The organism is Pseudomonas sp. (assembly GCF_050739775.1).
In the GTDB taxonomy this organism is placed as follows: Bacteria; Pseudomonadota; Gammaproteobacteria; order Pseudomonadales; family Pseudomonadaceae; genus Aquipseudomonas.
In genome coordinates this window covers 81,908-105,148 of record NZ_JBOICA010000011.1, presented here as the reverse complement: position 1 = coordinate 105,148, position 23,241 = coordinate 81,908, and the positions used below count along the sequence as shown (strand labels likewise).

Genomic DNA, 23,241 nt, shown 5'->3' with positions numbered 1-23,241 from the left:
AACATGCAAGTGGATTGCGGCGCGGAAGTCAATCGGCTGTGTCTATTGGAATCAAGGCACAGTTTTTTTGCCCAACTGTACCTTGACGCTTGGGGGCCTCTGAACGGAACCTGCAGCTTCCAGCTGTCGGAGCACTATCATGGACTTGTCTCTACTCGCCCTGTTCGTACCTGCCTGTTTCGCCCTGAACATGGCGCCAGGTCCGAACAACCTGTTGTCACTGCACAATGCCAGCCGTTACGGCCTGCGCATTGCCTGTGTGGCCGGGGTCGGCCGGCTGCTGGCGTTTGCCGGGATGATCGTGCTGGCGGCCATGGGGCTTGCAGCGGTGCTGCATACCAGCGAGTACCTGTTCCTGACCATCAAGCTGCTAGGCGCTGCCTATCTGTTCTACATTGCCTGGCAACTGTGGCGGGCACCGGTTGCTGCCGCGACCGTGAGTGCCGAGTGCCAGGGCGGCACCTTGCGTCTGGCGCGCCAGGAATTTCTGGTGGCGGCGGGCAATCCCAAGGCGATCTTGATTTTCACTGCCTTCCTGCCGCAGTTCGTCCAGGTCGCAAGCCCGCTGCCGGTGGCCGAGCAATTCGCCTGGTTGGGTGGTTTGTTCCTGCTGCTGGAATGGGCGGCGATTGTCATCTACGCCTGGTTGGGCGCCTATCTGCAGCGCTGGTTCAATCAGTCAGGGCCACGGCGGTTGTTCAACCGGGTCAGTGCAACACTGCTCGGTTGCGCCGGGATCGGCCTGTTGGCGGCGCGCCGGGCCTAGTCCCCTGGGCAGGTGCTTATAGAGAAAGGGTCTGAGGCTGCTGGGGATATGTCCTAGGCTTATGGCTGGACCGGGCACACGGATCCGCTGTCCGCCATCTGCCAAGGAGACCTACCGATGCTCTCGACCCTGGAGTTGCGCAACATCATCGAAAGCAGTTTTTTACCCACCCGCTGCCAGTGCACCCTGGCTGCGGACCGTTCGTTGACCGTCAAGGTGTTCGATCGCAGTTGCGAGCGGGTCGACCTGCTGGTGACCGGTATCAGCGCCGAACAGTTGACCAGTAGCCGGGCGATTTCCAACCTGATCGTAGGCTTGCGCAATGACTTGGCCGACCAGCGCCAGCTTCACGCAGGACGGCACCGCGATGGCCTCTAGTCGCGGTAGAACACCTGGACCAGGTGATAGCCGAACTTGCTCTTGATCGGGCCGTGTACGACACGCAGCGGTTTTTTGAAAATCACCTGGTCGATGGCTCCCACCATCTGCCCTGGACGCACTTCGCCCAGGTCACCGCCGCGTTTGCCCGATGGGCAAGTCGAATACTTTTTGGCCAGCACATCGAACGCCTCGCCTTTGGCGATGCGTTGCTTGAGTTGTTCGGCTTCTTCAGCGCTCTTGACCAGAATATGCCGAGCCTGTGCTTTCATCTTGAGCTACCTTCGCAAAGCGCTAAAACCGCGCATTATGCCTGATCACGCAGCTCCGGGCGGTCACGAAATTGTTCGAGGGCCTCGGGGTTGGCCAGCGCGTCGGTGTTTTTCACCGGTTCGCCATGGACCACATTGCGAATCGCCAGCTCGACGATCTTGCCGCTGATGGTGCGCGGGATATCGCTGACTGCAGCGATCACCGCTGGCACATGGCGCGCGGTGGTGTTACTGCGGATCACCTGGCGAATCTGCTTCTGCAGAGCCTCATCCAGTTGCAGGCCTTCGCGCAGACGCACGAACAGCACCACGCGCACATCGTTGTGCCAACGTTGGCCAATGGCAACGCTCTCCAGCACTGCGTCGATCTTCTCTACCTGACGGTAGATTTCCGCGGTGCCGATGCGCACGCCGCCGGGATTGAGTACCGCGTCCGAGCGGCCGTAGATAATCATGCCGCCTTCCGGCGTCTGTTCGGCATAGTCGCCTTGGGCCCAGACGCCGGGAAACTGGCTGAAGTAAGCGGCATGGAAGCGCTCGGCGTGCGGATCGTTCCAGAAACCCAGGGGCATGGCCGGAAAATGCCGGGTGCAGACCAGTTCGCCTTTCTCGCCGATCAGGGCTTTACCGTCATCGTCCCAGACCTCCACGGCCATGCCCAGACTCTTGCACTGGATCTGCCCGCGCCGCACGGCCAGCACCGGGTTGCCGATGACGAAGCAGGAGCAGATGTCAGTACCGCCGGACATCGAGGCCAGGCACAGGTCGGCCTTGAACTCGCGGTAGACATAGCCGTAGCTCTCTGGCGACAGCGGCGAGCCGGTGGACAGTAACAATTTGAGTGAGTCCAGGCGATGACTCAGGCATGGCCGGATATGCGCATGTTCCAGGGTTGCCAGGTACTTGGCGCTGGTACCAAAAGCAGTAATCCGTTCGCTATCGATCAGGTCGAGCAAGCGCTCGGGGCCGGGATGCAAGGGCGAACCGTCATACAGCAGCAGGGTCGTGCCGGCCGCCAGGCCGCTGGCCAACCAGTTCCACATCATCCACCCACAGGTGGTGTAGTAGAACAGCACGTCATCCGCGCCCAGGTCGCTGTGCAGGCCGTGTTCCTTCAAGTGCTGCAGGAGCACACCACCGGCGCTGTGGACGATGCACTTGGGTACGCCCGTGGTGCCGCTGGAATAAAGAATGTAAAGCGGGTGGTCGAAGGGCAGTGGGGTGAACTGCGGTTCGCCACCGGGCTGATAGAAATCGTCCCACAGGCTGACGCGGGCGCTGCTGAGGAACTCGGCAGTGCGGGTGTGGGCACGGCTGTAAGGCACTACCAGCAAGTGTTCAAGGCTGGGCAACTGAGCCAGCACCTGATTGATCTTGTCGACCTGGTCGATGGGCTTGCCAGCGTACTGATAACCGGCACAGACCATCAGCAGTTTGGGCTCGATCTGGCCGAAGCGGTCAATGATGCCGTGGGTGCCGAACTCTGGCGAAGAACAGGACCAGATGGCGCCCAGGCTGGTGCCGGCGAGCATCGCCACCAAGGTCTGCCAGGTGTTGGGCATACAAGCTGCCACGCGATCGCCGACGCCGATGCCGGCAGCCTGGAAGCTGCGCTGCAGCCCCGCGACCTGTGCGGCCAGCTCAGCATGGCTGATGATTTGCCGTTCGCCGTCCTCACGCACCGCCACCACTGCCGGATGCGGGTCGCGGCGACGCAGCAAGTGTTCGGCGAAATTCAGGGTTGCGCCGCTGAACCAGCGGGCGTTGGGCATCTGTGGTCCTTCGTCGAGGACCTGGGTGGCTGGCTGATGCCAGCGCACCTGGAAGAAATCGGCAAGGGTCTGCCAGAACGCGGCACGTTGCTCGATGCTCCAGCGGTGCAACTGCTCGTAGTCGGCCAGTGTCAGGTCGTACTTGCGGTTGACCTCACGGCGAAAGGCATCCATGCGACTGGCCTGAATGCGCGCCTCGCTTGGGCGCCAAAGCACTTCGTTCATGACGCGTTCCCCTTGTGTGGAGCCCTTTATTCCACTGTAGCTTTCTTCACCTCGTCCGCGGCTGACCAGATGCGGTAGCGCACTTCGACGCCTTCAGGCACATAGACCACTACCGGCAGCTTGCTGTTGTAGCGCAGCAGGAAACCGTCACCGACCACCGGGACAAAAGCGACTTTCTTGGTGTTGTCCGGGCAGGCCATTAATGTCGAGGCCGGGCCCATGACCTTTTCCAGACGGTAGTAACTGTAACCCCAGCCTTGCAGGGACTGTTCTTCCAGCGTACCGCCCAGGTGCTGGCGGTTGCAGTCGACTTGCAGCTGCTTGCCGGCCAGCACTTCCAGTTTGAAGGCCGACTCATCGGCTTGTTGCGGCAGGTGGATGACCTGGCGGGTAAAGCCTTTTTCGGCCTCGGGATAGGGCGCGACTTCCTTGAGACTGGCGGCCTGTACCATCGTGCCGAGAGCCAGGGTCAGGGTGAGCAACGCAGTGAAAGGGATTGGGCGCATAAGGCCTCCTTGCAGGTAAAAAAGACGATGCCGCAGCCAGATCCCGGGCCGCCCGTCATTGGGCCAGCCAGCCGCCATCGATGTTCCAGGCAGCGCCACGAACCTGACTGCCAGCCTCGCTACAGAGGAACAATACCAGCTCACCCAGATGTTCGGGAGTGACGAAGGCCAACGAGGGCTGCTTCTCGGCCAGTAGATCGTACTGCGCTTGTTGTGCATCGATGCCACTGGCGGCGCGGTCATCAATCTGCTTTTGCACCAGCGGAGTCAGCACCCAGCCTGGGCAAATGGCGTTGCAGGTGATGTTGCTGGTGGCGGTTTCCAGGCCCACCACCTTGGTCAGTCCGACCACCCCGTGCTTGGCGGCAACGTAAGCCGCCTTGCCGGTGGAGCCGACCTGGCCATGCACCGAGGCAATGTTGACGATCCGTCCCCAGTTGCGCTGGCGCATGCCCGGCAGCACTAGGCGGGTGCCATGGAACACGGCGCTCAGGTTGATGGCGATGATCGAATCCCAGCGCTCCAGCGGGAAGTCTTCGACGGCGGCCACATGCTGGATGCCGGCGTTGTTGACGAGAATATCGACGCCGCCAAAGTCCCGTTCGGCATAGGCGAACAGGTCTTCGATCTGCGCCACATCGCCAAGGTCGGCCGGGTGATGGCCGACCCGGGTACCATGGCGGGCCACCTCGGCGATGGCCGCGCTGGCGTCGCCGAAGCCGTTGAGAATCAGGTTGGCGCCGGCCTTGGCCAACACATGGGCAATACCCAGACCGATGCCGCTGGTGGAGCCAGTAACCACTGCTGTTTTGCCTTTGAGTTGCATGAGTAGCTCCTTAAACGATGCCGGTAGCATAGAAGGTGGCGATGACCACGAACACTGCCAGGGTCTTGATCAGGGTAATGCCGAAAATGTCCTTGTAGGCCTCGCGGTGGGTCAGGCCGGTGACTGCCAGCAGGGTGATGACCGCGCCGTTGTGCGGCAGGGTATCCATGCCGCCACTGGCCATGGCTGCCACGCGATGCAGCACTTCAAGCGGAATGTTGGCGGCATTGGCGGCGGCGATGAAACTGTCGGACATCGCCGCCAGGGCGATACTCATGCCCCCGGACGCGGAACCGGTGATGCCGGCCAGCAAGGTCACGGTAATCGCTTCGTTGACCAGCGGATTGGGGATGGCGCGCAGGGCATCGGCCAGTACCAGAAAACCTGGCAAGGAGGCGATCACCGCACCGAAACCGTATTCCGAGGCGGTGTTCATCGCCGCCAGCAGCGCACCGTTGACCGCACTCCTGCTGCCTTCGGCCAGACGATTTTTGATCGCGTCAAAGCCGGCCACCAGCACCAGCAAGATACCCAGCAGCAGGGCCGCCTCGACCGCCCAGATCGCAGTGAGCTTGGCGATGTCGCTCTGCACCGGGGCGCTCATGCCCGGCAGGCTGAGGCTGTGGGTCTTGCCGTACCAGGCGGGAATCCAGTGAGTGAACAACAGGTTCATCACCCCCACCAGCAGCAGCGGCGAGAGCGCCAGCAGCGGATTAGGCAGTTTGAGATCGGCGGCGGTCTCCGGCTCGTTGCGCAGGTCTGTGCCGTAGCCTTCGCCGGCGCGCTGGGCCTTGTTGCGCTGGCGCTGCAGGTAAAGCATGCCGGTGCAGAACACGAACAGGGTACCGATCAGGCCCAGCCAGGGCGCCGCCCAGGCGGTGGTGTTGAAGAAGGTGCTGGGGATGATGTTCTGGATCTGCGGGGTGCCGGGCAGGGCATCCATGGTGAAGGAAAACGCACCCAGGGCGATGGTCGCCGGGATCAGGCGCTTGGGGATATTGCTCTGGCGGAACATTTCGGCAGCGAATGGATAGACCGCGAACACCACCACGAACAGCGAAACTCCGCCGTATGTCAGCAGTGCGCAGACCAGCACGATGACCAGCATGGCCTGACGGGTACCGAGCAAGCGAATGGCCGCGGCGACGATCGAGCGGGAGAAACCGGACAGCTCGATCAGCTTGCCGAACACCGCACCGAGCAGGAACACCGGAAAGTACAGTTTGATAAAGCCGACCATTTTTTCCATGAACACGCCGGTGAAAGCCGGGGCCACGGCAGCAGGGTCGGTCAGCAGCACCGCGCCGAGTGCAGCGATGGGGGCGAAGAGGATAACGCTATAACCACGGTAGGCAGCCAGCATCAGCAGCGCGAGCGCTGCCAGGGCGATGATCACACTCATCGAGTGTCTCCTTGGGTGCATCTTGTTTTTGTTGGTTCGCTGGAGATAGCGGGAATCGTGCCAGAAGTTTAAGTCATTGAAATATATAGATAAATTTGTTTTTCGTGGGTTGACTGTCTCTGATTTGAGATGGCTTGTCGCGGGGCAAGCCCGCTCCCACAGGTGCTAAACCAACCTCTGTGGGAGCGGGCTTGCGCCTCGATAGCAATCTCTAGACAGAAACAAAAATCTCTTTATTGAGACGACAATCCCAGTGCAACCAACTTCTTGTACAAGGTTGAACGTCCCAACCCCAGCTGCCGCGCGGCTTCTGGCACATTACCGGCACAACGGGCGAGGGTATCCGCCAACAGTTTTTGCTCGAACTCGGCACAGGCCTGTTTATAGCTCATCGGCGCTGCAACCACGGCCAATGGCGCCAGATTACCTAGTGCCGCCTGCAAGTCTCGAACGCCCAAGCGTGGCTGATCGGCAAGCAAGGTGGCACGCTCCAGCACATTACGCAGCTCACGGATATTGCCCGGCCAGGCATGCCGGGCCAGCAGTGCCTGGGCTTCGTCATCCAGCTCGTGCTGGCTGCCCAGTTCTTCGAGAATGGCCTCGCTCAGGGCCGGCAGGTCATCCAGGCGTTCACGCAGCGGCGGTACCTGGATCGGCAGTACGTTGAGCCGGTAGTACAGGTCGGCGCGAAATTCGCCGCGGGCCATAGCCACGCTGAGATCGGTGGACGTCGCGGCAATGATCCTCACGTCGCTGCGCATCATCTGGTTGGAACCCACCGGCTCGTACTCCTTCTCCTGCAGCACGCGCAGTAATTTACTCTGCAACGGCAAGGGCATGTCGCCGATTTCGTCGAGGAACAGGGTGCCGCCCTCGGCCAGTTGCAGCTTGCCCGGGCGGCCTTTGCGATCGGCGCCGGTGTAGGCACCCGGTGCGGTGCCAAAGAACTCGGCCTCAAGCAGGGTTTCCGGAATGGCGGCGCTGTTGATGCTGACAAACGCCTTGTGCGCCCGTGACGAGGCGGCATGGATAGCATGGGCCAGCAGTTCCTTGCCGGTGCCGGTTTCGCCTAGCAGCAACACCGTTGACTCACTGCCGGCGCCGCGCCGGGCCCGGCGCTTGACCTCAAGGCTGGCGGCGCTGGTGCCGATGAACTGGGCAAAGCTGTATTTGGCCTGACGGGCACGTAGCAGCGAACGGGTCGAGGCCAGTTCCTGCTGCATGCTGGCGTAGCGTTTGAGCAGCGGCGACAGGCTGTGCAGTTCATCGAACAGGGCAAAACCGATGGCTCCGATCAAGGTGCCGTCACCGTCGTGCACCGGCAGGCGCATGACCACCAGCGGTTCCTTGGGGGTGTCGAGCATGTCCAGCAGGATCGGCCTGCCGTTGTTGACCACCTCGCGCATCAGGCTGCCGGGGATCACCCGCTCGCAGGGCTGGCCGATGACGCTGGCGGCATCTTCAAGGCCAAAGCGCCGGGCATAGCGCTCGTTCATCCAGACAATCCGTGCATCACGGTCGACGATGACCGTGCCTTCACTGGACTGCTCGATGATTTCGAATAGCGAACGGATCGCCAGCTGGCGCACCTGCTGATAATCCTTGAGGCTGTCACTGGCAGGCATGGGCCGCTCCCGGAAAAGCAAAGGCTGCGATTATGCCCGTGGATCGAAGGCTTCGCGCAAGGCATCGCCGATGAACACCAGCAGCGAAAGAATCAACGCCAAGGCAAAGAACGCCGTGAACCCCAGCCAAGGGGCTTGCAGATGCTGCTTGCCCTGGCTTACCAGCTCTCCCAGCGAAGCGCTGCCGGCGGGCATGCCGAAGCCGAGGAAGTCCAGGGCAGTCAAGGTGGTGATGGCACCGGTGAGCATGAACGGGATATAAGTCAGTGTGGCATTCATGGCATTGGGCAGGATATGCCGCAGCATCACCTGGCTGTCCGGCAAGCCCAGAGCGCGGGCCGCCTTCACGTACTCCAGGTTGCGCCCACGGAGGAACTCTGCACGTACCACGTCGACCAGCGCGAGCCAGGAAAACAGCGCCATGATCCCCAGCAGCCACCAGAAGTCCGGCTCGACAAAACCGCTGAGGATGATCAGCAGGTAGAGCACCGGCAGCCCTGACCAGACTTCCAGCAAACGCTGTCCGATCAGGTCGACCCAGCCGCCGTGGTAGCCTTGCAGGGCACCCGCGGCAACGCCGATCAGCACGCTGACGACGGTCAGGGCAAAGGCGAACAGCAGCGATACCCGCGTGCCATACAGCACCCGAGCCAGCACGTCGCGGCCCTGGTCATCGGTGCCCAGCCAGTTGCCAGCCGTCGGCGGGCTGGGGGTGGGCACCAGCAGATCGTAGTTGGGCGTGTCGGCGCTGAAGGGGATGGGGGCGAACAGCATCCAGCCGCCCTGGCCCTCGATCAGTTGGCGCACGTACTGGCTGCGATAGTCTGGCTGAAACGGCAGCTGGCCGCCGAATTGCTGTTCGGTGTAGCGCTTGAGTGCCGGCACGTACAGCTCACCCTTGTACGACAGCAGCAGCGGCTTGTCGTTGGCCACCAGCTCCGCGCCGAGGGTCAGCAGCACCAGCCCGGCGAACAGCCACAGGGAAATCCAGCCGCGGCGATTACCGCGCAATCGTTGCAGGCGACGGCGCGAGAGGGGAGAGAGCATCAGTGGGCCCTCGCGTCGAAGTCGATGCGCGGATCGAGCAGGGTGTAGCAGAGGTCACCGATCAGACGGATCAGCAGCCCGGCCAGGGTGAAGATGAACAGGGTGCCGAACACCACCGGATAGTCCCGCGATACCGCAGCCTCGTAGCTCATGCGTCCCAGGCCATCGAGCGAGAAGATCACCTCGATCAGCAGGGAACCGGCGAAGAACACCGTGATCAGCGCCTGCGGCACACCGGCCACGACCAACAGCATGGCATTGCGCAGCACATGGCCGTACAGCACCCGGCGCTCGCTCAGGCCTTTGGCCCGGGCGGTGACCACGTACTGGCGGGATATCTCGTCGAGAAAGGCGTTCTTGGTCAGCAGGGTCAGGGTCGCGAAGCCGCCGATCACCAGCGCGCCGACCGGCAGCACCAGATGCCAGAAGTAGTCGGCGACCTTGCCCAGCAGGCTGAGCTGGTCGAAGTTGTCCGAGATCAGGCCGCGCACCGGGAACCAGTTCAGCGAGGTGCCGCCGGCGAACAGCACGATCAGCAGCAGGGCGACCAGGAACGAGGGCAGGGCATAGCCGATCACGATCAACGCACTGCTCCAGGCGTCGAAACGGCTGCCGTGGCGCACCGCCTTGCGGATCCCCAGGGGAATGGACACCAGGTAGGTGATCAGCGTGGCCCAGAAGCCCAGAGACAAGGTGACCGGCAGTTTCTCGAGGATCAGCTCGGTGACCTTGGCACCGCGGAAGAAACTGCTGCCAAAGTCGAGCCTGGCGTACTGGCCGAGCATCAGCCACAGGCGTTCGGGGGCTGACTTGTCGAAGCCGTATTGGCGCTTGATCTCATCGATCAGCTTCGGGTCCAGGCCGCGGGTCGCCCGAGATTCGCCATGCACGGTCTCGGCCCTTGCACCTGGCGTACCGCCGCCAATGCCCTGCAGTCGCGCTACCGCTTGCTCCACCGGCCCGCCAGGAGCGGCCTGGACGATGGCGAAGTTGACCAGCAGGATCGCCAGCAGGGTCGGAATGATCAGCAGCAGGCGGCGCAGGATATAGGCGGTCATGGCGAAATCTTCCGGCGTTCGGCCATCTGTTCGTTGCTCAGCGCTGTCGGGCTTATTTCCCACCAGGTGTCCAGGCCTTCGTCATAAGCGGCCTGCACCTTGGGCTGGCCGAAGCGGTTCCACCACACCGTCGAGCTGCCGGGCGGGTAATAGTTGGGGATCCAGTAGTAGTTCCACTGCAACACCCGGTCCAGGGCATGGGCGTGACGCAGCATGCCGGCCTGGCTGTCTGCACGGACCAGGCCGTCGAGCAGTGTGTCCACGGCCGGGTCCTTGAGCACCATGAGGTTGTTCGAGCCCGGATCGTTAGCGGCGGCCGAGCCGAAATAGTTGTACAGCTCAGCACCGGGCGACAGGGTGACGGGGTAACCGGTGACAATCATGTCGTAGTCGCGGGCCATCAGGCGGTTGACGTACTGGGCCGAGTCGACGTTGCGGATGTTCAGGGTGATACCGATCTGCGCCAGGTTGCGCTTCCATGGCAGCAACAGGCGCTCCAGGCCTGATTGGCCATTGAGAAAGGTGAACTCCAGTGGCTCTGCTTGAGCGTTGATCAGCCGGTCCTCATCGGGATGCCAACCGGCGGATTTCAGCAGTTCCAGGGCTTGCAGTTGCTGGGCACGGATGATCCCCGAAGCGTCGCTGACCGGTGCCGTGAAGACCTGTCGGAACACTTCGTCCGGCACCTGGCCGCGCAGCGGTTCGAGCAGCTTCAGTTCCTCGGCGTCAGGCAGTTCGCGCGCGGCCAGTGGGGTATTGGAGAACACGCTCTGTTGGCGGATGTACAGGTTGCGCATCATCTGCCGGTTGCTCCACTCGAAGTCCCAGAGCATGGCCAGCGCCTGGCGCGTGCGGCGGTCTTTGAACACTGGCTTGTCCAGATTGAACACAAAGCCTTGGGCCGTCTGCGGCTTGGCCGGGCCCAGGTGGGCGCGCTGCAGGCGGCCATCGTCAAGCGGCGCGCCGTTGTAGCCGATGGTGTAGGCGGTGGCGGAGAACTCGCGGTTGTAGTCGTAGCCGCCGCCACGCAGGACTTGGCGGGCGACCTCGGTATCACCGAAGTACTCGATGCGAATGCGTTCGAAGTTGTAGCGGCCACGGCTGACCGGCAGGTCCCTGGCCCACCAGTTCGGATCGCGTTCGAAAGTGATGCTGCGGCCATTGTCAATGTGGCCGATGCGGTACGGGCCGCTGCCCACCGGCTTGGCGAAGCCGGCGCCATTGGCGAAATCACGGGCTTGCCAGTCGTGTTCGGGCAGCACCGGCAGGGTGGCCAGGTCCAGGGGCAGGGTACGGCCGTGGGGGTGCTTGAAGTCGAAACGTATCCGCTGGCGACTTTCCACGGTCACCCCGGCGATTTCGGCGAACTGGGTACGGAACTTGAGGCTGCCCTTGCTCATCAGCAGCTCGAAGGTGAAGCGCACATCCTCGGCGCGGACCGGCTTGCCATCGGCGAAGGTCGCTCGCGGATCGATCTCGAAGCGCAGCCAGGCATCCTCGGGCCCACGCTCCATGCGCCGGGCGATCAGGCCGTAGACGGTGTAGGGTTCGTCGAACGAACGTAGTGCCAGCGGCGCGTAGAGCCAGCCGTCGACTTCACTGACGCCGGTGCCCTTGTCGATGTACGGCAGAATATGGTCGAACTGACCGATCTCGATGGCCGAGCGGCGCATGGAGCCGCCCTTGGCGGCGTCGGGGTTGACGTAAGCGAAATGCTTGAAGGTCTCGGGGTAGCGGGGAGCTTCGCCGTAGACGGTGAGGGCGTGAGTAGGGGCGGCGCATGCCGTGTATGGCATGCCCAACAGGCAAATCATGGTGAGGGATTTGCACCATTTTTGTAGACAACGCATAGCCCTGTAGGAGCGGGGCAAGCCCGCTTCTACAGGGACTGCGCCATAGACCAGGCGCAACAGTGAATCAGTCCTGACGGCTGGTCACTTCAAGCAGATGGAAGCCGAACTGGGTCTTGACCGGACCCTGGACCACATTCAACGGCGCGCTGAACACCACGGTGTCGAACTCTTTGACCATCTGCCCCGGGCCGAACGAACCCAGATCGCCGCCCTGGCGGCTGGACGGGCAGGTGGAGTTGGCTTTGGCGACTTCGGCGAAGTCGGCACCGGCTTCGATCTGCGCTTTGAGTTCGTTGCACTTGTCTTCACTGCTGACCAGGATGTGGCGGGCGGTGGCTTTGGCCATGGGAAATACTCCTTCTGAATAAAGGCGCAAGCCTAGCGCAAACCTGGCGAGCCTGTCTGTCGAAAAGTGACCAACCCCTGCCGCTGCCGATGATTCTGCGCAGAGCTGGCAGTCGCTGTCACCTGTCATTTCTGTCAGTTGTGCGCCAAAGGCGAAGGTCGTTCAATCGGGCAAGCCGCACCTTGCATGCCACATACAGACAGGAGCACAACATAATGACCATCCTGGAACCCGAGCATAACCCGGCCAACCCAGACAGTAGCGAGACGAATGCCATCAAAGAGCTGCTCAGCAAATTCAACCAACGCTACGATGAGCCGCGCCCCCTTGGTCGAGCTCTGATGGCAAGCAGTCTCGGGGTCAACGCCGCTGGCGACATCCTCAACCTGAGGCGGATCGCCATCCCGGGCATGAAGCTGGACGTGAAGACTGAGGCTGCTGATGTCGGGATCAACTACCACACGGTGCATCTTTCCGCCTCGGGCCTGGTGGTGCTGGCCCAGGCCTATGACAACATGGAGGTCACGGACTGGATCGATGTGTTCTGGGACGATGTTGCAAAGTACGATGACGATACCTTGGTGCCCGTGGCTTCCCGTGGCGTGAGCGCAGAGGAGCTGGGCCAGGATCTGCCGCTTTACATTCCAGCGGGCAAAGTGCCTGGCCAAGGTGTGGTGGCTGGTGTTGTCAAGGCTATCTGGTTCCGGGTGACGCGCTTGCCGAGCCAGAACAAAACCAAGTCTCCATGGCTGAGCGTGCTGAGCCGGCTGGTGTTTCCCGGTGGCACCGACCCCGAGCCAGACGCACCTGGTCACCAGCACCTGCAGCCCCCGCAGCCGACGTTGCCTGGCAGTGGTGTGATCGGCGAAGCGGAGGCCGCCGCTGGAGTCAAGGTCACTATCGCGCCTTATCCAAACATGCGCCAGTACGACCGTATTCGCCTGAGCTGGGGCGGTGAGTTCGTGATACGCGAAGTGTTGCCGGGCGAAGAGGGTCGCTCTGTAGAGATCGTCGTTCAGGAAGAGACAATTCGCAAGGCCGGTGACAGCGATGCGCTGGTCCTGACCTACCGGGTGATCGATGAGGTGGACAACCAGTCGAGCGACTGGTCGTTGCGCACTAGCGTCAAGGTGGAGCTCGGTGATGGGTTGCTGCAGGCACCCTACATCATGAACCCTGACCCGGCCGCGGATCCTGCCGATGTGATCGATCTCGGTGCCTTGGGCGAGGCAAACCTTGGCATTGAGGTCGACACCCCACGGCCCGACTTTGCTGTCAATGACACCATTGTAGTTGTATGGTCGGGCACAACTGCTCAGGGCGAGACAGCCGAGTACAGCACCCCGGAACAGTCGGTAGTGCGCGTGGGCCAGACGTTGAAGTTTTCCATTCCCAACGCCAGCTTGCTGACACTGGGCGGTGGGCGTGGCGCCGCCCTCTATCTGAGAGGTCGTGCCGGGCAGGAACTTGCTTCGAAACGTACATTCGTCGCCATCACCGGAGCTATCCCTCTGCGCCCCAGCCCCACGCTGGTAGAGGCCGTCGAGGGGGTGGTAGAGCCAACGCTGCCTCAAGTCAGGGTCGAGGTACCTGCCGCAGCGAGACTGGAACGTGGTGACCGGGTGACGCTCACCTGGCTGGGCACCCGCCCCAATGGCACGCCATTGTTGCACCAGGTGACACGCACGGTCAGCTCCGCCCAGGCAGGCAAGGTACTGCCTTTCACCGTGGCTGGCGCGGGTTTGCTGGCGCCACTCAATGGTGGCAGCCTGGACTTGAGCTACCGGATCGTCCGTGCTGGCCTGGAAGTGCCCCTGGATTCCGAGCATGAGGTGCTGCAGGTGGGCGCGGTGCAGTCGGCCCTGCCCGCGCCCATGACCAGGCCGTTGTTTCCAGGTGACAGGATCGATCCGGACGAGTATCGGTCGGACATCGAAATTGTCATCGGCACCTTTGCCAATATGCGCCAGACGCAAAGTATCTTCCTGGAATGGACCGCCTCGGTGGGCGCGCCGTTCTTCGACGACCTGCCGGTCACCCCAGGCGAAGAGACTGTTTTCTTCATCGAGCATGCGCAGTTGCAGCTCAACAATGATGGAGAGGTCAAAGTACGGTACCGGGTAGTGGAGGCGGGTGAACCCGATCGTTTTTCGGAATTCCTGACATTGCAGATTGGCGCCGGGCAGAGCATCGAATTGCCGGCGCCGCTCGTGCTGGAAGCCGTTGATGGCATACTCGATCCGAATGCGGCGAGAAACGGTGCTACGTTTCGAGTTCCATTGGACGTCGCGCTCGAGTTCGGCGAAACCGTGGACTTTTTCTGGGAAGCGGATACGCCTGAGGGAACCTGGAGCATGCTGAATGTGACGGTGGACCAGAATGGACGGGTTCCCGACCAGACGGTCCCCTATCAAGTCGTCAACGCCAGCAACAATAGCAACGTCCGTGTCCGCTATCTCGTCATCCGTAATACCGGCAATGAGCACCCCTCGTTGGTACTGCCGCTGCGCATCCAGAGTTCGGCGTTGGTACTGCCACCCGCCACCTTCATCGAGGCCGTCGCCGGTAATCTGAATCCGGACGATGTACGCAACGGCGCCACGCTGTTGATCGATTCCGTTGCGAAAATACGTCCAAGCGACTATGTCCTGGCCAGAATTGCACCGAGAAATTCGAACGTGCCTGCGATCACCCTCCCGTTCACGGTGGCCACAGTGGAGCCGAACGGTTCGGTGCGTTTGCTCGTGGAGTTCCGTCACATTGAACGGTTCATCGGGCTGACGGTGGATTTGTCCTATACGCTGCGGCGCTTCTCGCAAGGGGGCAACCCGCCCGAGGAACAGGCGGGTGCAACGACGTACACGGTCAATCGTACGATCGGCACCGGGACCCTGCGCATCTTTGGCGCCCGCTATGGCGCCAGCACCTATCGCGCTTCCGGCTCGTCGCGGGTACTCAGCGCCTTCGACAGAACGACCTTGCAGCCGATCCTGGCCGAATGGCAATACCTTGGCGATACCCTCTGGAGAGCTGGCTACACCTGGTTGGACAAGGAGCCCCAGCGTGCGCTGAGAGTACGTAGCAGCAACGATTCGGTGCTGCTGTACCCGGGCAATGTGATCGGCAATGGCAACGATGCCGTGGTCAACGGTACCGCAGCCTATGCGGTGATGCTGCAGAACTACAAAACGCTGCAGAACGTCGGCCAGTCCGACCCTAACCACCCGAACAACCCCAGGCCGCTGTTGTTCAGTATCTATGGCTGGGGCAATGCCGCGTATGGTGGAACCGTGCCACCAACCCTGATCACCTACGACGACGTGATCGAGGTGAGTTCGACCCGCAGTGCCTATGCAGCGTTGCGCCAGGGTGGCGCTTTAGCCTGTTGGGGCAACTCGGCGGAGGGGGGGGCTACACCCGCCGGCAACCTCCGATTCCTGGAAGTGCGCAGCAACTCCACGGCATTCGTTGGCCGCGTCCGGCTCACGCCTGGAAGCAACAATGCTCGAGTGATTGCCTGGGGTAACGCGGCCAACGGGGGCTCCGTTCCTGCAGCCATTGGCGCCCTGACCGATATCACCGCGGTGTTCGGCAATGGCCTGGCGTTTGCCGCTCAGCGCAGCAATGGCCAAGTGGTTGCCTGGGGCAATGCGGCTAGCGGTGGCACTGTTCCGGGTGATATCGGCAACCGTGGGGATCTGGTGATCATCAAAGGCAACTACGCGGCGTTTGCCGCGCGCCGGCAGAACAAGTCGCTGGTGGCCTGGGGTAATCCCAGCTATGGTGCTGCCGTCCCCGCGCCCATCGCTGCCCGCAGGGACATCGAAACCCTCGAAGGCGCCACCGCCCAGGCCTTCAGTGCGTTGTCCACAGCCGGCGAAGTGGTGGTGTGGGGGGCGGCCAGCCATGGCGGCAGCTTGCCTACGAATCTCGTCGGTCGGCAGGACTTCATTGAGGTCACCAGTACCTGGCATGCCTTCTGCGCGCGGCATCGCAACGGCAGTGTGGTCGCTTGGGGCAATGCCACCAACGGCGGCACGGTCCCGGCGCCTATTGCTGTGCTGAGGGATATCGTTCAGGTCACAGGTAGCGCCTGGAGCTTCGCTGCCCTTCGCCGCAACGGTACGGTAGTGGCGTGGGGCGCGGCGGCCTCGGGAGGCGATACCAGCGCAGTGGTGGCGCAGCTGACCAATGTCCGTGCGGTCTATGCCAACAGCCATGGCTTCACTGCCTTGACCTCCGATGGCCGTGTGGTCTCGTGGGGCAACGGCCCGGGTGGCGGCGACAACTCCTCGGCCCAAGGGGTGATTCGCAGTCGACTGCTGACGGGCGTTCCTGATCCGGACGCACTGGCAGTCAAAGCTGCGGACAACGAGCTGCGTGGCTTGGCTTGAGGGGTATCCGGCTACCTTGACTAAGGATGACCCCGGTGCCTGCTGGCACCGGGGCCAGGAGTGCAAATCATGAATGACTTGATGTCGCGTCTGAGCGGTACGCTGTTGTGTTGCCTGCTGTCATTGCCCGCATGGGCAATGGAACCCCCGAGCATGGGTGATGTACGCGCAGGTGAACTGGATCTGGCCACCGTCACGGGTTCCTCCGTGATGGTAGCAGTACCAGTGGACGGATCCTTTGCCGGCAGAACCCTGACGCTGTGGATGGAGCCTGCCGTTGGCACCGAACCAGTGTATCCCCCCCTGCCGATCGGCCAGAATCTTCGACCGAGGAACCTGACTGTCCCGAAGGAGCGTTTCACCAATCGCCCGGGTGAATCGGTGAAGGTGTTCTATGAAGTCAGTGGCCTGGGTAAAAGCCCGGAGCTGACGTTCAAGATCGCCCAGGGATTTGCCGGTGAGTACATCCATGACGTAAGCCGTAGCGACCTGATCATGGTCTATCGCGACGGTGTGCTGCAGTTCCCCGCGCAGGGCGAGTTACCGGCGCAGCTGACGTTCACTCGTCAGGCGCCGGGGGCACACGCCTATGCGAGCAGCGACCCGAGCATTGCCACGGTGGACAACAGCGGCAAGGTGAATGTACTGCGCAATGGCGAGACCACGATCGAGGCGACTTCAGCAACCGCGGTGCAGTCTTACCTCCTCAAAGTCAGGGGGCTGCGCGAGTTTGATATCGTCGCCAAGAATGGGACAACCTGGGCGAATGCCCATGCATCCTGCCAAGACATGCGCCGCAGGTTGCCAACTGCCAATGATTTCAACGACCTCAAGGGTCGCTACCCCTCCCGGCTGAGGGCGCTTGAACTGCCGGATTACCCTATATGGGGCGTTGGCGAGGGCGCTAGCACGGCAGTGACACTTAATCCCCGTACCGACAGCGTAGGAGGGGCAACGACAGATGAGAACACCCTACTCCAGGTCGCCTGCATCAGTGGATGAGTACTGAGGACCCGTGCGGCGGCATCACCGCGCCACCTCCCAGGAGCAAGATCATGAAAAACGCTATGCTGCGTCTTTGCGGCACGCTGTTCTGTTGCCTGCTGGCAGCGCCAGGCTGGGCACTGAATGTCCCGGCCAGCCCGGTCAGGATGGATGGTCAGGAGCTCGCCAGGGCCTTGAACCAGCGCTTGGCCAGTACGCCGGTGCGCTGTCTCGATGGCCAGCCGGACTACGCCTGCAGTGGGGTGCTTGTGCGCCCCATGGCCGAGAAGCACCTGACCCAGTTCTGGCTGCATGACGCAGAGGCCATCACGCACGGCGGCGAGCGTTTCGACTATCTGCGCCAGGACGTCAGCCTGGCGCCGGATGACCAGCGCACCGGCTATGTGATGATGAGCAGCTTCGCAGCCGCAGCCGCCGGTAGACCCTACAGCGTTAAGGCTAGGCCCGGGCCGGCGGAGGTTCTGGTGAGCAACTGGGATCATGCCAGGCCTTTGACGGCGGCCATCGAGGCGCTGTATTACACCGTCGCCAAGCCCAAGGCGCTGTTAAGGGCACAGCGGGGGCAACTGGCGTGGTTCCGCGCTACCGGCCAATGGCTGCCGGTCCTGCGCTTCGAGCCCGGCAACGTCGCTGGCGCTTTCGGCTACGACACCCGCGACCAGCTGTATTACGGCTACGAGGTGATGGAGCGAGTCACTGGCCGCTATGGTGACACCTCCGCGACTTGTCCGGATGGCAGCGCTGCCTTCAACTGCAATGGCGTGCTGCTGCGCACCACCGATGTCGGCAACTTCCATGCATGGGATCCCAGCCCGAATTCGCTGGCGCGCAACGGGGTGTCGTTCAGCTTCCTCAGGACCGACACCCGGGTGAGCACTACCTACAAAGTCCAGGGTTTCATCGTGCGGCCACAGGCGTATCCGGTCACCCAGCCCATGGCCTTGCGCTGCGTTTACCCCCACGATGCTCACACAGGTGCCCTGGCGGATATGTGCACATCCCGTCCATCGTGCGCATCGCTGAACATCACCACGGCACAGGCGTGGAAGAGCAATTACCAGGGAAATTCCATCTCCAGTTGCTATTTCTCCCCCAATCCCGTCGAGTTCCAACTGAGCAACGCGATCCGTGGCGCGGGCGGGTTCTCACCCGATTATGGCTGGAACGAACTGATGATGGCCGCTTGGCGACCTGGCACCGGCGCAGGCCTGCCGCTAGAGGCCTTTATCTACGGCGGCGTTACCGCCCGTCCCGGGCAGGGCTTACCGGGAGCACAGGCATTTCAGCTGGACTACTACCAGACCACGCAGCGCTACCTGCCCATCCTGCGGGTGCAGCCCGGAGCGCCGGTCGCCCAGGTGTTCAGCTATAACCCGGACGATCAGCAAGTCGACTAGGTGCCTCATGATGGGCCGGTAACAATTGCCTGCATGAGTAGCTGACGGCGGCAAAGGAGCAAATCGGTGCGGCGTCCATTCCCGCACCACTTCCAAGGAGGAAAATCATGCAAGGCTTTCCACTGCGTCTTTGCGCAATGCTGCTCTGTTGCCTGCTGTCGGCCAAAGGCTGGGCGTTAAGTGCCCCGCTTGGCCCGGTCGCGATGACTGGCCCGGAAATCCTCAGCGCGCTGAACCAGCGCCTGGCCAGTACGCCGGTACGCTGCCTCGACTCGCAACCGGATTATGCTTGCAGTGGCGTGCTGGTGCGCCCCATGACCGATGCCCATCCGCAACCGTTCTGGATGCATGATCAAGGTGCCAGTGACCGGGGCAGTGAGCGCTTTGTCTTTCTGCGCAAGGATGGAATGGCAGCGCCAGAAGATACGCACACCGGCTATGTGCTCATGGACCACTTCGCTGCGCTGGCCACAGGCAAACCCTACCAGGTAACTGGGCGTACAAACTCGGGCAGCGAGGTGTATGTGAGCAACTGGAACACGTCACAGCCTCAGGCATTGGCTGTCCAGGCCCTCTATTACAGGGTCGGCGCGCCGAGTGCCCTGTTCAGGGCTCAGCGAGGTCAGTTGGAGTGGTTCAAGGCTACCGGCAAGTGGCTGCCGGTGTTGCGTTTCGAGCCGGGCAACGGCAGTGGAGCCTTTGGCTTCGACCAACGAGAGCAGATGTACAACGGCTACCAGATCGCCAGTGATATCAATGCTCGCTTCGCCACTACCCCGGCAACCTGTCCGGACGGTCGCGCGCGTTACTATTGCCAGGGTGTATTGGTGCGCACCACCAATGTCGGCAATTTCAAGGCTTGGAATCCAAGCCCCGTCTCGGAGCGCAACCAGGCCGTGTCTTTTAGCTACTTCGCCGCCGACGCAGCACTCAACATTACGGTATGGCCCCAGGGCTACGTAGTTTTCCCGTCGAACCGAGCCGTCAATCAACCGCTCGAAATGCGTTGTATTTATCCTTTCGATGGGGGCACCTCCATTACCAACCAGTCTTGCGCGCATCGAGGGGTGTGTGCCGACCTCGGTATCAGCGATAGAGAAACCTGGCTGGCGCGCAACCCCAACACCCGTCCCCATTCCTGTGCCTTCGGTACCGATCCGGTCGCGTTCCTGACGGCTGTGCACGCCCACCAATGGGGCCTGGATCTCCCCCCTGTAAAAGGCGCCACAGTGGGGGTCGGATGGAACGAGCCGGTCATGCGCACATGGCCGCAGGACAAGCCAGCCCAGCTGCCGCTGGAGGCGTTCTTCTACAGCCTGAATGTTCACTACCCACCGGCAGCACAGCCGATGCCCGCCTACGGCCTCTCCAACGCCAAGCGCTTCCAGCAGCAATACGTCGAGGAAACCCGGCGCTATCTGCCGGTGCTGCGCCTGGACCCGCGCGCACCCGGCGGCCAACTGGTGACGTTCAACCCGTTCGAGCAGTTTGTCCAATGAGTGGGAAGCGTGCGGACCCACAGGATCAAAATACCCAGGAGCCACTCCATGCTAGAACACATGATGCAAACACCGTTAGACGCTGTTGCTGAGGAGCAAGCAACAAGCGAAACCCTGGAACAGGCGCGCGAGCGTTTCAACCGGTTCTACCAAGCTGTGGCCGGAAGGGAGCAATTGACTGCAGATGCGCCTGGCGACGATCAAGTGCAAGCCCTGGCGTCGGTAGGCCAGACGTTGGCGCCGATGTTTGTGCCGGGGGCTGTTTTCCTCGAACGCCTGGCCCACATCGGAATCAACAGCACACTGTTGCAGCCGGCGCCCCAGGGCCTGGTACTGATGATGCAACACTACCCGGGGATGAAGGAAGGTGATTGCCTGGAAGTGTTCTGGCACGCGGATGGGCTCGAGGGGGAACCGGTGTTCACCCACCTGCTGCAGTCCGCAGGAGTGGGGCGGGATGTGCCGATCTACTTGCCGGTGCAAAAGGTCGTCGAAGGTATAGCCCAGCTGTATTGTCGGGTGACGCGTGAAGGCCTGGAGGTCGGACGCACGCGTGCCCTGGGCGTTTTGTGCAAGCCCAGCCTGCCGGGGGGACCGGACCCAACCCCGGATACCCCCTGGCATGGGGGCCTGAGCGCACCGACGCTGGTGCGCGCGCTGGAAACCGCGAACCTGCCTGAGTTCATCGAAGTTACCGTCGAACCTTGGCTGTTCATGCATGCCGGTGGCCTGCTGCAGTTGATGTGGGGCACTTCGCTGTTTGAATACCGTTTCAAGGACGAGGAGGTTGGCCTGCCCTTGACCCTGATGGTACCCGCTGCCCTGGTGCGCGAAGCAGGATCGGGCGTCGCCGTGCCGGTGCGCTACCGGATCATTGATGTGGTGGGGGACGCCTCGGCAAAATGGTCGGCGGTGTGCAGCGTCAACGTGCAACTTGAGACCGGGCTTTGCGATGCGCCGCGCCTGCATGGCGCCACTGAAGCGCAGACCCTCGACCTGCGAACATCGTCGTCGCAGCCCTGGCGGGTGCTGGTGTGGGCCTCAGGTCAGTCGATGTTGGCAGGGGATGTGATTGAATTGCAGGTCCTGGGCACTGGGCTGCGCGGCCAGCAGCTGACACTGCCTGCGATGACCCAGGCGGTGGACGAGACAGGCAAAGGCTACTTGTTCAGTCTACCCGCGGATTGGCTGGCACAATTGGCCAGTGGTTGGTTGAAACTTGGCTACAGGGTGCTGCGTGGCGGCCAGGAACGTGCCCTGTCTGGCAATCGCTACCTTGAGGTGGACGGGGCGGAGCCGACATTGCCATTTGCGCAGCTGCCGGGTGTCAAACAGGGCGTGCTCGACCCTGACCTGCCTGGTTGTTCGGTGATGGTGGGCTATGCGGGGCTGGCCCGTGGCGACAGGGTCAAGCTGTACTGGCATGGCGCGACAGCCAGCCAGCAACCTTATGTGTGGGAAGTGACCAGGACGGTGTCGCGGGTCGACGCTGAACGGAGGCAGGTTGGTTTCTTCGTTGCCGCCGAGCATCTCCAGGCCCTCGATCAGGGCTCCTTGCAGCTGCGCTATAGCGTCAGCAACACCTCGCTTGCCACACCATTGATGTCGCCGAGGCTGTGGGTACAGATAGGCTTGCAGCCAGAAGAACTGCCAGTCCCGCGGGTGGAGGGGATGGATCAGGAAGGCGACTTGCGCGTGACTGCTGGCGAACTCGCGACGGTGACCATCGGTGAACATGCCGACATCCGTCCTGGTGACCCGATCACCCTGAACTGGGTGGGCGGCAACGCCCAGGGCAGCCTGCGTCAGGTGGGCGACCAGCGGGTGTTCCAGATACCCGCCCAGGTGCTGGCAGCAGGCCTTGAACGTCCCAGCACCGTGTCTTATAGCGCGACCAGTCAAAGTGATCGCCGGGTACGCCAGTCGCGTGGCCTGAACTTGACCGCGACTGCCGGACAATCAATGGTGCTGGGCGCGCCGCAGGTCATGGAAGCCGGCAGCGAGGATGGCGGGCTTGATCCGGCCAAGATACCTGCGCAAGGTGCCACCGTGCTGTACCAGGCACAGACACAGGGCTTGCGCCCAGGCGATCTGATCACCCTGCATGTCGCGGGCGCCATGGGTTACGAAAGCCCACCCCTGGTGCATGATCCAGAGCAGCCACTGAGTTTTCTGATACCTGCTCGCTTGATTACGGCCAGCCTGGGGGGGACGCTCAACATACACTACAGCGTCAGTCGGGGCGGACGTGAGAAAGGGACTTCTGAATCAAGCAGGCATGCGGTTCGACAGTGCCTGTCCGTGCAAACGGACCCTTTGCAGCTCAATGGGCTGTCGGTCAAGTACCCCGCTTGGCGCACCACAGGCGTGGACTCGATCGGCAATACCGCGATGCGCCCGGCTACCGGAGGAGTACCTCCTTATACATACCGCTCCAGCAAACCGAGTGTCGCCTCGGTGGATGCCCAGGGTAAGGTGACTGGCAATGGTAACGGCAACGCCACCATCACCATTACCGATGCCCGGCAGTTCAGCGTCAACTATGAAGTCGGGGTCAGTAATGTCTGGGACCTGAACATCCGCACTGAAAAGGCGTGGCGCTGGACCCACGCGGTGAACTGGATGACCGGCTTGAAGGGCAGGCCGGCCACCGTTGAGTACATTGCCGACCTGCAACGCGTCTATGGTGCACCGCTGCCGGTGCCACGCTACCTGTGGAACTGTGTGAAGATCAACTATGACGCCGGTGCGTTCTACCACCACAGCTATGCCTGGTCCGGCTATTTCTGTATCGCCAATACGCCGAACACTAACGTCTATGGAGGTATGTGCGTCACCCAACGCAATGGTTGAGCGCATCTGCGCAACCG

Annotated in this window: 17 protein-coding genes; 7 read left to right on the top strand and 10 right to left on the bottom strand. The window is 62.1% G+C overall.

Annotation, left to right across the window (positions count from 1 at the left end):
• Nucleotides 1-139 precede the first annotated feature (139 nt).
• The gene (locus tag ACRESH_RS08260; protein ID WP_431741523.1) at nucleotides 140-766 is read left to right on the top strand and encodes a LysE family translocator; all 627 of its coding nucleotides are present in this window, start codon (nucleotides 140-142) and stop codon (nucleotides 764-766) included.
• Between the two features lie 117 nt (nucleotides 767-883).
• On the top strand, nucleotides 884-1,144 hold the full coding sequence (locus tag ACRESH_RS08255) for a DUF1652 domain-containing protein (RefSeq protein WP_431741522.1): 261 nt from the start codon (nucleotides 884-886) through the stop codon (nucleotides 1,142-1,144).
• Here the strand turns inward: ACRESH_RS08255 and ACRESH_RS08250 are convergent.
• The 10 genes from ACRESH_RS08250 to ACRESH_RS08205 all read right to left on the bottom strand — a co-directional run bounded on the left by ACRESH_RS08250 (nucleotide 1,141) and on the right by ACRESH_RS08205 (nucleotide 12,076).
• The gene (locus ACRESH_RS08250) at nucleotides 1,141-1,416 is read right to left on the bottom strand and encodes a peptidylprolyl isomerase (RefSeq protein ID WP_431741521.1); all 276 of its coding nucleotides are present in this window, start codon (nucleotides 1,414-1,416) and stop codon (nucleotides 1,141-1,143) included. The genes ACRESH_RS08255 and ACRESH_RS08250 overlap by 4 nt on opposite strands.
• A gap of 35 nt (nucleotides 1,417-1,451) precedes the next feature.
• Complete coding sequence (locus tag ACRESH_RS08245; RefSeq protein ID WP_431741520.1) at nucleotides 1,452-3,413, bottom strand: acetoacetate--CoA ligase; 1,962 nt, start codon at nucleotides 3,411-3,413, stop codon at nucleotides 1,452-1,454.
• Between the two features lie 26 nt (nucleotides 3,414-3,439).
• Complete coding sequence (gene eco / locus ACRESH_RS08240) at nucleotides 3,440-3,919, bottom strand: serine protease inhibitor ecotin (protein ID WP_431741519.1); 480 nt, start codon at nucleotides 3,917-3,919, stop codon at nucleotides 3,440-3,442.
• A gap of 55 nt (nucleotides 3,920-3,974) precedes the next feature.
• Nucleotides 3,975-4,745 carry a 3-hydroxybutyrate dehydrogenase gene (hbdH, locus tag ACRESH_RS08235; RefSeq protein WP_431741518.1) on the bottom strand — a complete coding sequence of 257 codons (771 nt, stop codon included), beginning with the start codon at nucleotides 4,743-4,745 and terminating at the stop codon, nucleotides 3,975-3,977.
• A 10-nt stretch (nucleotides 4,746-4,755) separates the two neighbouring features.
• The gene (locus tag ACRESH_RS08230; protein ID WP_431741517.1) at nucleotides 4,756-6,147 is read right to left on the bottom strand and encodes a GntP family permease; all 1,392 of its coding nucleotides are present in this window, start codon (nucleotides 6,145-6,147) and stop codon (nucleotides 4,756-4,758) included.
• A gap of 233 nt (nucleotides 6,148-6,380) precedes the next feature.
• A complete protein-coding gene (locus tag ACRESH_RS08225; protein ID WP_431741516.1) occupies nucleotides 6,381-7,772 on the bottom strand; it encodes a sigma-54 interaction domain-containing protein in 1,392 nt (463 codons plus the stop codon).
• Between the two features lie 30 nt (nucleotides 7,773-7,802).
• The gene (locus ACRESH_RS08220; RefSeq protein WP_431741515.1) at nucleotides 7,803-8,819 is read right to left on the bottom strand and encodes an ABC transporter permease; all 1,017 of its coding nucleotides are present in this window, start codon (nucleotides 8,817-8,819) and stop codon (nucleotides 7,803-7,805) included.
• Nucleotides 8,819-9,877 (bottom strand): microcin C ABC transporter permease YejB, encoded by a 1,059-nt coding sequence (locus ACRESH_RS08215; RefSeq protein ID WP_431741514.1) that lies wholly within the window; start codon nucleotides 9,875-9,877, stop codon nucleotides 8,819-8,821. Before ACRESH_RS08215 ends, ACRESH_RS08220 begins: the two co-directional genes overlap by 1 nt.
• Nucleotides 9,874-11,673 carry an extracellular solute-binding protein gene (locus tag ACRESH_RS08210; protein ID WP_431741532.1) on the bottom strand — a complete coding sequence of 600 codons (1,800 nt, stop codon included), beginning with the start codon at nucleotides 11,671-11,673 and terminating at the stop codon, nucleotides 9,874-9,876. Before ACRESH_RS08210 ends, ACRESH_RS08215 begins: the two co-directional genes overlap by 4 nt.
• Nucleotides 11,674-11,794: 121 nt before the next feature.
• Complete coding sequence (locus tag ACRESH_RS08205) at nucleotides 11,795-12,076, bottom strand: peptidylprolyl isomerase (protein WP_431741513.1); 282 nt, start codon at nucleotides 12,074-12,076, stop codon at nucleotides 11,795-11,797.
• 215 nt (nucleotides 12,077-12,291) lie between these two features.
• Between ACRESH_RS08205 and ACRESH_RS08200 the strand changes: the two genes are divergently transcribed.
• The 5 genes from ACRESH_RS08200 to ACRESH_RS08180 all read left to right on the top strand — a co-directional run bounded on the left by ACRESH_RS08200 (nucleotide 12,292) and on the right by ACRESH_RS08180 (nucleotide 23,224).
• Nucleotides 12,292-16,470 (top strand): RCC1 domain-containing protein, encoded by a 4,179-nt coding sequence (locus ACRESH_RS08200; protein ID WP_431741512.1) that lies wholly within the window; start codon nucleotides 12,292-12,294, stop codon nucleotides 16,468-16,470.
• 69 nt (nucleotides 16,471-16,539) lie between these two features.
• Nucleotides 16,540-17,472, top strand: a complete 933-nt coding sequence (locus ACRESH_RS08195; protein ID WP_431741511.1) for an Ig-like domain-containing protein — start codon at nucleotides 16,540-16,542, stop codon at nucleotides 17,470-17,472.
• Between the two features lie 53 nt (nucleotides 17,473-17,525).
• Nucleotides 17,526-18,872 (top strand): hypothetical protein, encoded by a 1,347-nt coding sequence (locus ACRESH_RS08190; RefSeq protein WP_431741510.1) that lies wholly within the window; start codon nucleotides 17,526-17,528, stop codon nucleotides 18,870-18,872.
• Nucleotides 18,873-18,979: 107 nt separating this feature from the next.
• The gene (locus ACRESH_RS08185; RefSeq protein ID WP_431741509.1) at nucleotides 18,980-20,371 is read left to right on the top strand and encodes a hypothetical protein; all 1,392 of its coding nucleotides are present in this window, start codon (nucleotides 18,980-18,982) and stop codon (nucleotides 20,369-20,371) included.
• Nucleotides 20,372-20,419: 48 nt separating this feature from the next.
• The gene (locus ACRESH_RS08180; protein WP_431741508.1) at nucleotides 20,420-23,224 is read left to right on the top strand and encodes an Ig-like domain-containing protein; all 2,805 of its coding nucleotides are present in this window, start codon (nucleotides 20,420-20,422) and stop codon (nucleotides 23,222-23,224) included.
• Nucleotides 23,225-23,241: the final 17 nt, after the last annotated feature.

Bases quoted from the DNA above. Each gene is read 5' to 3' on its own strand.
- ACRESH_RS08230 (WP_431741517.1), bottom strand. From the start codon at position 6,147: ATGAGTGTGATCATCGCCCTGGCAGCGCTCGCGCTGCTGATGCTGGCT.
- ACRESH_RS08220 (WP_431741515.1), bottom strand. From the start codon at position 8,819: ATGCTCTCTCCCCTCTCGCGCCGTCGCCTGCAACGATTGCGCGGTAAT.
- ACRESH_RS08260 (WP_431741523.1), top strand. From the start codon at position 140: ATGGACTTGTCTCTACTCGCCCTGTTCGTACCTGCCTGTTTCGCCCTG.
- ACRESH_RS08215 (WP_431741514.1), bottom strand. From the start codon at position 9,877: ATGACCGCCTATATCCTGCGCCGCCTGCTGCTGATCATTCCGACCCTG.
- ACRESH_RS08250 (WP_431741521.1), bottom strand. From the start codon at position 1,416: ATGAAAGCACAGGCTCGGCATATTCTGGTCAAGAGCGCTGAAGAAGCC.
- ACRESH_RS08180 (WP_431741508.1), top strand. From the start codon at position 20,420: ATGCTAGAACACATGATGCAAACACCGTTAGACGCTGTTGCTGAGGAG.
- ACRESH_RS08225 (WP_431741516.1), bottom strand. From the start codon at position 7,772: ATGCCTGCCAGTGACAGCCTCAAGGATTATCAGCAGGTGCGCCAGCTG.
- ACRESH_RS08210 (WP_431741532.1), bottom strand. From the start codon at position 11,673: ATGCCATACACGGCATGCGCCGCCCCTACTCACGCCCTCACCGTCTAC.
- ACRESH_RS08255 (WP_431741522.1), top strand. From the start codon at position 884: ATGCTCTCGACCCTGGAGTTGCGCAACATCATCGAAAGCAGTTTTTTA.
- hbdH (WP_431741518.1), bottom strand. From the start codon at position 4,745: ATGCAACTCAAAGGCAAAACAGCAGTGGTTACTGGCTCCACCAGCGGC.
- ACRESH_RS08190 (WP_431741510.1), top strand. From the start codon at position 17,526: ATGAAAAACGCTATGCTGCGTCTTTGCGGCACGCTGTTCTGTTGCCTG.
- ACRESH_RS08195 (WP_431741511.1), top strand. From the start codon at position 16,540: ATGAATGACTTGATGTCGCGTCTGAGCGGTACGCTGTTGTGTTGCCTG.
- ACRESH_RS08185 (WP_431741509.1), top strand. From the start codon at position 18,980: ATGCAAGGCTTTCCACTGCGTCTTTGCGCAATGCTGCTCTGTTGCCTG.
- ACRESH_RS08200 (WP_431741512.1), top strand. From the start codon at position 12,292: ATGACCATCCTGGAACCCGAGCATAACCCGGCCAACCCAGACAGTAGC.
- ACRESH_RS08245 (WP_431741520.1), bottom strand. From the start codon at position 3,413: ATGAACGAAGTGCTTTGGCGCCCAAGCGAGGCGCGCATTCAGGCCAGT.
- eco (WP_431741519.1), bottom strand. From the start codon at position 3,919: ATGCGCCCAATCCCTTTCACTGCGTTGCTCACCCTGACCCTGGCTCTC.
- ACRESH_RS08205 (WP_431741513.1), bottom strand. From the start codon at position 12,076: ATGGCCAAAGCCACCGCCCGCCACATCCTGGTCAGCAGTGAAGACAAG.